The following is a 5,549-nucleotide window of genomic DNA, read 5'->3' as shown; positions in this document are numbered from 1 at the left end:
AGAGCGCCGGATAAACAGCCCCCGGCATCGTTGGCCATAGACTTCTGTACGCTGCGCCCACTTGCCAAGGAAACCGTCGGTCTTGCCTCCCCCACGGGCACCGCCGTAAAGGATATCTTCAAACGGGCAACGGAGCAGCGCCGTTTGCGGCCCTGCCTGTGGACGCCAGACCGTTTGCGACATAGTGGTCAGGCGTCATCTGTCTTGGGGCCGTATTCTTTCAGCCACTCATCGACCGAGACCGGAGCCGGGACGACAACCACGCCGCTGGTGGCTTCGTTCTCTCCGGTGGGATCGGTGCTGGCGATCTTGGCAGGAGCCATCAGGCCCAGTGCTTTCATACGCAGCTCAATGACCTTGAGAGCCTTGTCCACTGAGGCGACATTGCCCTTCAAAACATCGTTCCAGATGGAGCGCTGAATGGTGTCCAGACGCTCGATTTCCTGAGCCAATAACAGCTTGGATTCCAGCTTCAGTTGACCGGTGACTTCAGACAGGGATTTCTTCACATATTTGTGGGCAGCTGACTTGGAAATATCGAGTGTGGACGCTATTTCACGAAAGGACAGTCCTGCACCTCTCAGCTTCACGCATTCCAGAGCGGTTCGTTGCATTTCTGCGGCTGATTTTTTCATGGTTTTTGTCCACTCCCTATGGTGTCCACAAACTTTTCTTGCTTTTGGCTCTCTTTTTCCAGATTTTCCGGTGATCAATCCGGCTCTTAAAATCATGCTGATGCTTGCGATATTTTCGTGCTTTCCTGACCTCTTTCACGCCATCACTGCAGCAAGCAAACCGATCAGTAATATAAGAGCGAATACGTCGTCCATCCTCATCTGTCTGGCTGCTCACTTTGTCGCGCATTGAAGGTCTCCTCCGTGGCCACATGAACGGCGTCCCTGCCGGTGTAGTCTTGCCAGCGACGAATAATCACATCGCAATAATGGGGGTCGATCTCGATGGTGTTACATCGTCTTCCGTATTTCTGGCAGGTGATAAGGGTGCTGCCTGAGCCACCACAGAAATCCACCACCAAGTCCCCGGTCTGGGAGCTATTGCGAATCATCTGCTCAATCAGGCTCACAGGTTTCATGGTGGGGTGATCGCGGCTGGCCGCTGGCTTGTCGGCACTGATGACGGTCTTTTTATCCCGCTCCCCATACCAGCAATGGGCCGCACCGGGTTTCCAGCCATAGAGAATGGGTTCGTGCTGCCAGTGGTAATCCTGCCTGCCCATGACCGAAGTGTTCTTCACCCAGACGAGGCACTGCTTCAGCTCAAAGCCTGCTGCCACCAGAGCTGTGCGAAAATTGGTGCCCTCGGTATCGGCATGGGCGACGTAGATGGGGCCACCGGGTTTGGTGATTTCACAAATGCGGGTGAAGTAAGCCAGCAGGAACAGGTAAAAGTTCTCGCCGCTCATTTTGTCGTTGTCGATCTTCAGGGCGTCCTTGGTCTTGCCCTCGTAATCGACGTTGTAGGGCGGGTCAGTCCAGCACATATCGGCCTGTTCCCCGTCCATCAGTTGAGTGACGCAAGATTGGTCTGTGCCATCACCGCATAGAAGTCTGTGCTCGCCTAGGCACCAGACGTCACCAGACTCACAGACGGTATGGGATGACTTTTCGCCCACGGCATCGTCGTCGGTTAAGCCTTCCTGTGGGTTGTTCAGGGCATCTTGAGAGGCAAGGGTATCGAGCAGGGTGGCGAAGTCCTGATCGTCCACATTCAGGCCGAGGACAAGGTCGTCCAGCATTTTGCGGTCAGTGGTGGCCAGTGCCGCTATGGGGTCGATGGTGGCGAGGGCCTTCTTTTCTTCTTCCTCGGTCAGCTCCACATACAAGACAGGGACATCCTGCTCCCCTTCCGCCAGTGCCACCTCTACACGCAAATGACCATCAACAAGATGGCCCGTGGTTTTGTTCACGATGACCTGCTGTATCCAGCCGATCTCGTTCAGTGCCCCTCTCAGTGCGGCCTGCTGGGCCTTGGGGTGCTTGCGCCAGTTCAGTGGGTTGGCGAGAAGCTGGTCGGCCTGCTCCACGCCCTGGCCTATGATCCGGCTTTGCCATTTTTGCGGTTGCTTGTCACGTCCTTGTGATGTTTGGTTCATGGATGCATCCCCCAGTAGCGGCGACGTGACTTACGTTGTGCGGAAAAGTTGCCGTGTGCGCTTTCCATGGTCTTTCGCGCCAAGTCCGCTTGGCCGCATTCCAGATACATAAGCGCCGTGTCGATGTAGCCAATCAGGCAGCCAATATCGAAATCGAGGGTGTAAGCCAGCTCTGCGAGGTCTTCCTTGCGGTAACGCTCGGCCATTTTCTTCCGCATCTCCGGTGAGGTGCGCAGGCTTTCGATAACGTTGAAGTCGTCCGTGACGGGGGTGTCGCTCATGATGTCAGGGTTTCCATGGGGTGGATTTGGCTTTGAGGGCTTGGATCACATAGGGGGCGACGTTCTTCATAGCCCGCTCCCCGAACAGGAATCCCAGCACCAGAAGGTTGATGGCGATAAGGGCGGTTTGCTGCTGCGTGCTCAGTTGCCATTCACTGAACCAGCGCCAGTCGAGGTACATGGTGAAAAATCCCCAGACGGGACGCTGGGCACCACGGGCAAACAGGATCAGCCTTCCGACGATAGGCAGGGCTTTGAGGTCGGAGGCTGTGCCTTCCAGCTCTTTGATCCGCTCGGTCAGCAGGCGTTCCGCTTCCACAAGGTGACGCTGTGTGTCACTTTCCCGCTGGCGTTCCAGCTCCTTGAGGGCCAGTTTGAGCTGCTGCTTTTGCGCCTCGGGCATATCCGGGGGAAAGTAAGCTGTAACTGTCTTGTAGATATTGTCGAAAAGACCACCGGACAGGGTGTCGGCAATTGTGCTCAGGGTCTTGGCCAGATTCATGGGCCGCTCCTTACCGAAAGCTGCCGGGCACGCCGTCACGCTCCCAGCGTATGCCGGTGTCGATCAGCTCATCGCTGTAGGGCTGGCAGCCCAGTTCGTGATGGATGATGGATTTGATCAGGGACTGGAGGGCGACCATGTTGGTGTCGAGCTTCAGGTGCCTCTGTTCCACGACGCCCATCCGCAGGCAGACGGCCCGGACATAGGAGTCAGTGTTATTTTCATTGGGAGGTGCCCACCGGTTGATGATGTCCCGGACGGTTCTGAGCTTGTGCTTGGTGTAGTAGGTCTTCAGGATGCGGGCCATGGCTCGGATACCGAACTCGGGAGAGTCAAACTCCTCAAACTCACCATCGGTATCCGCTCGGGCTTCGCCTTCCCAGTCGTAATCTACTCGCTGGTTTTCCCGGATGTTGCCGGGGTTATGGTTCCGGTATCCCCGGATCTGACTGACCATGTTCACTCCGCAGCTCCTTTGCAGATTGATGTTTTTCCTGTATCGAGAGGCTGGTTTCGTATAACTCCGCTGCCCCGATTATGATGCTGACTATTACCGCGACCGTTGCCCCTATAGTGAAAAGACGCCGGACTTCTATGCGCAGGCCACTCACATCCTTGTGGAGCTGATTGCCGCTGTTCTTGATGTCCGCAATGTTCTCACTGATGTTTTCCACCTGTGTCTGGAGCTGGGTCACGGTATTCTCCAGCGTATTGACGCGGGGTGGGGTGTCTTCAAGGCTGGTCATTCGGTGCTGAAGCACCGCCAAATCCTGTTCGATAACCCGAATGCGCTCTTCCATAGAATCCCTGTTGCAGAATCTTCAGCCTGTTCCTTGCCCGCAGGCCGTGAAGTGCGCCACATCCAAAACAGATGTTCCGAATGGTTCGGGCCACCAGCCCATAGCTCCTTGCCAGATCCTGAGCGGTAAAGCCCTGTAACCGCTGGTGGATGATGGCCCGGTTGCGGGCCTGCAGAGCCAGAGTCTGTGGGATGTATAACTGCATGCCACCGAACCGTTGGGAGAGTTGTTGCGCGGCTTCCCAACCTATGACTTCAACAATGGGAGAGCCTTGCTTAATTTTCTGTGCGATATATTTCCGCCTGCCACCAAATGCACGCTCCAGTGCGATGGTGCTTTCACGGCCAATGGTGGCCACGATGTCAGGCTCGTAGTTCACAGGCTCTCCTGACCGTACCGGGCGATCAGCATGGCCTCGGCACGACCAATATGTTTTTTCAGGTGAAGTCCGCAGCCTGGGTACAGCTCGAGGGCGCGATTCAGGGAGGCGACCTTCTCCTGTTTGAGCAGGCCAGCGCGTCGCTTCCAAGTGGCGGGTGTAATCAGGGTGGTTGGTAAGCCCAGCGCACCGACTATGCCCTCAAGAACGCCAAAGCTGCGACCAAACGTGAAACTTGTCTGGTTGCCGGGTTTTCTCTTCTTACCCTTAACGGGAGGCATGGCATTAACGTTTTCGATAAAAACATGGTGAATGTGATATTGAGAAGCGAGCTGCTGGAGGGTGTTGGTGAGTGAAATAATATCTATGTGTCGCTTATCGTTCTTGATAATGATTGGAAAGTCTGAAGAAAAGAAAGCGTGGTCGCGTTCACAATTCAAAACTGCAAACGCACCACTTAAACCAGGATCAAAGCCAATAACAGCTTTCTTCATCATGAGACCCAGTAGGTTATCTGTTTCACTTTGAGATCACGGTTGGTTCTTAACTCCCCATGTTTAACTTTGTTTTGAACACACAGCTCTTCTAGAGCGACGGCAATTTGAGAATTACAAAAGTTAGGACATTTGATTCTCAGCTCTGACAATGTCGACCCATTGTTTTTCTTAAGGGCTATGAGTACATCGTCTTTTGCAGCGTGAAAGCTGTTTGAATAGTCCATTATTTTTCCGAGGTTTTATTATTATTGCTTACGGTGAATCTAGAATCTAAAACCGTACATTGCACGTTGTCAAATATCGATAGCGATTATTTGGTTCGAGATTGCGTTCGTTTTAATATCTTATCTATTGTTGTCGCCATCTCTGTGAAGGTTTTTGTATATCTCGTCGAGAAAGTGCTCTGCCGTCTTCATTGATTTTTCACGTTTGAAGTCACCTTGATCCTTTTTTTCCAAAGCCCGGTAAGCCCGATGCGCCAATGGTCGTTTTCTGGAGCCTTTGGCCTTTTCCAAGAAATCAGCGATTGATGGTGGCTTGCTCAGGTTGTCACAGACATACGTCAGCGCTTCATGAGCTTCCTTGCCAGTAATCTTGTTGCGCATCATGGCATCGGCCCATTCCTGAATGATCATTTGACGGTTTGTGCGAGATTGTCCTCTTGGATTCCAAAGGTTTCTAAACACACAGGTAAATTTCACATCTAACCGCTTGGCCATGGTTAGGTAGAACTGTTCATGATTTTGTTGAACAGATCCTTTACCGCTTGAATTCGAGTCCTTCGTCTCGGCAGTACTCTTCGATGACATCGGAAGAGATTTCTGCACTGGATCGATTGCATCCTTGTTTTTCACGATCTTGTTTTTCCCACTTGTTTTGATTTTTCATGCCGTTGCGCCATGCGGCTTTCCAGTCCACGTATTGCAGTCCTTTTGCCATCATGGCATCGGCCCATGTCTCAGTGGCTTGTTCGATAG

At 53.1% G+C, this 5,549-nt stretch carries 11 protein-coding genes; all 11 read right to left on the bottom strand.

Annotated features, from left to right (window positions below):
* Positions 1–183 (bottom strand): hypothetical protein (locus E1189_RS25150; protein ID WP_230460115.1); only part of this gene is annotated, 183 nt, incomplete at its 3' end.
* 5 nt (positions 184–188) lie between these two features.
* Positions 189–635 (bottom strand): hypothetical protein, encoded by a 447-nt coding sequence (locus tag E1189_RS03490; RefSeq protein WP_155158668.1) that lies wholly within the window; start codon positions 633–635, stop codon positions 189–191.
* A 197-nt stretch (positions 636–832) separates the two neighbouring features.
* On the bottom strand, positions 833–2,113 hold the full coding sequence (locus E1189_RS03485) for a DNA modification methylase (protein WP_155158666.1): 1,281 nt from the start codon (positions 2,111–2,113) through the stop codon (positions 833–835).
* A complete protein-coding gene (locus E1189_RS03480; RefSeq protein WP_155158665.1) occupies positions 2,110–2,394 on the bottom strand; it encodes a hypothetical protein in 285 nt (94 codons plus the stop codon). The genes E1189_RS03485 and E1189_RS03480 overlap by 4 nt, the downstream gene beginning before the upstream one ends.
* Positions 2,395–2,398: 4 nt before the next feature.
* A complete protein-coding gene (locus E1189_RS03475; protein WP_155158663.1) occupies positions 2,399–2,896 on the bottom strand; it encodes a hypothetical protein in 498 nt (165 codons plus the stop codon).
* Between the two features lie 10 nt (positions 2,897–2,906).
* Positions 2,907–3,353 carry a structural protein gene (locus tag E1189_RS03470; RefSeq protein WP_155158661.1) on the bottom strand — a complete coding sequence of 149 codons (447 nt, stop codon included), beginning with the start codon at positions 3,351–3,353 and terminating at the stop codon, positions 2,907–2,909.
* Positions 3,319–3,657, bottom strand: a complete 339-nt coding sequence (locus E1189_RS03465; RefSeq protein ID WP_155158659.1) for a hypothetical protein — start codon at positions 3,655–3,657, stop codon at positions 3,319–3,321. Before E1189_RS03465 ends, E1189_RS03470 begins: the two co-directional genes overlap by 35 nt.
* Positions 3,629–4,075, bottom strand: coding sequence for a Mor transcription activator family protein (locus E1189_RS25145; protein WP_196221154.1), 447 nt, complete (start codon positions 4,073–4,075; stop codon positions 3,629–3,631). The genes E1189_RS03465 and E1189_RS25145 overlap by 29 nt, the downstream gene beginning before the upstream one ends.
* Entirely contained in the window at positions 4,072–4,572 is a 501-nt protein-coding gene (locus E1189_RS23460) for a RuvC family protein (RefSeq protein ID WP_196221153.1), read from the bottom strand. Before E1189_RS23460 ends, E1189_RS25145 begins: the two co-directional genes overlap by 4 nt.
* Before the next feature lie 344 nt (positions 4,573–4,916).
* Positions 4,917–5,291, bottom strand: a complete 375-nt coding sequence (locus tag E1189_RS03455; protein WP_155158656.1) for a hypothetical protein — start codon at positions 5,289–5,291, stop codon at positions 4,917–4,919.
* A 40-nt stretch (positions 5,292–5,331) separates the two neighbouring features.
* On the bottom strand, positions 5,332–5,549 hold a 218-nt coding region (locus E1189_RS26405), incomplete at its 5' end, for a hypothetical protein (RefSeq protein WP_230460114.1).

Origin of the sequence: Parendozoicomonas verongulae, assembly GCF_009711465.1 — a bacterium.
Classification (GTDB): Bacteria; Pseudomonadota; Gammaproteobacteria; order Pseudomonadales; family Endozoicomonadaceae; genus Sansalvadorimonas; species Sansalvadorimonas verongulae.
The sequence above is the reverse complement of the archived record's forward strand: the minus strand, read 5'-3'. Positions and strand labels throughout refer to the sequence as shown.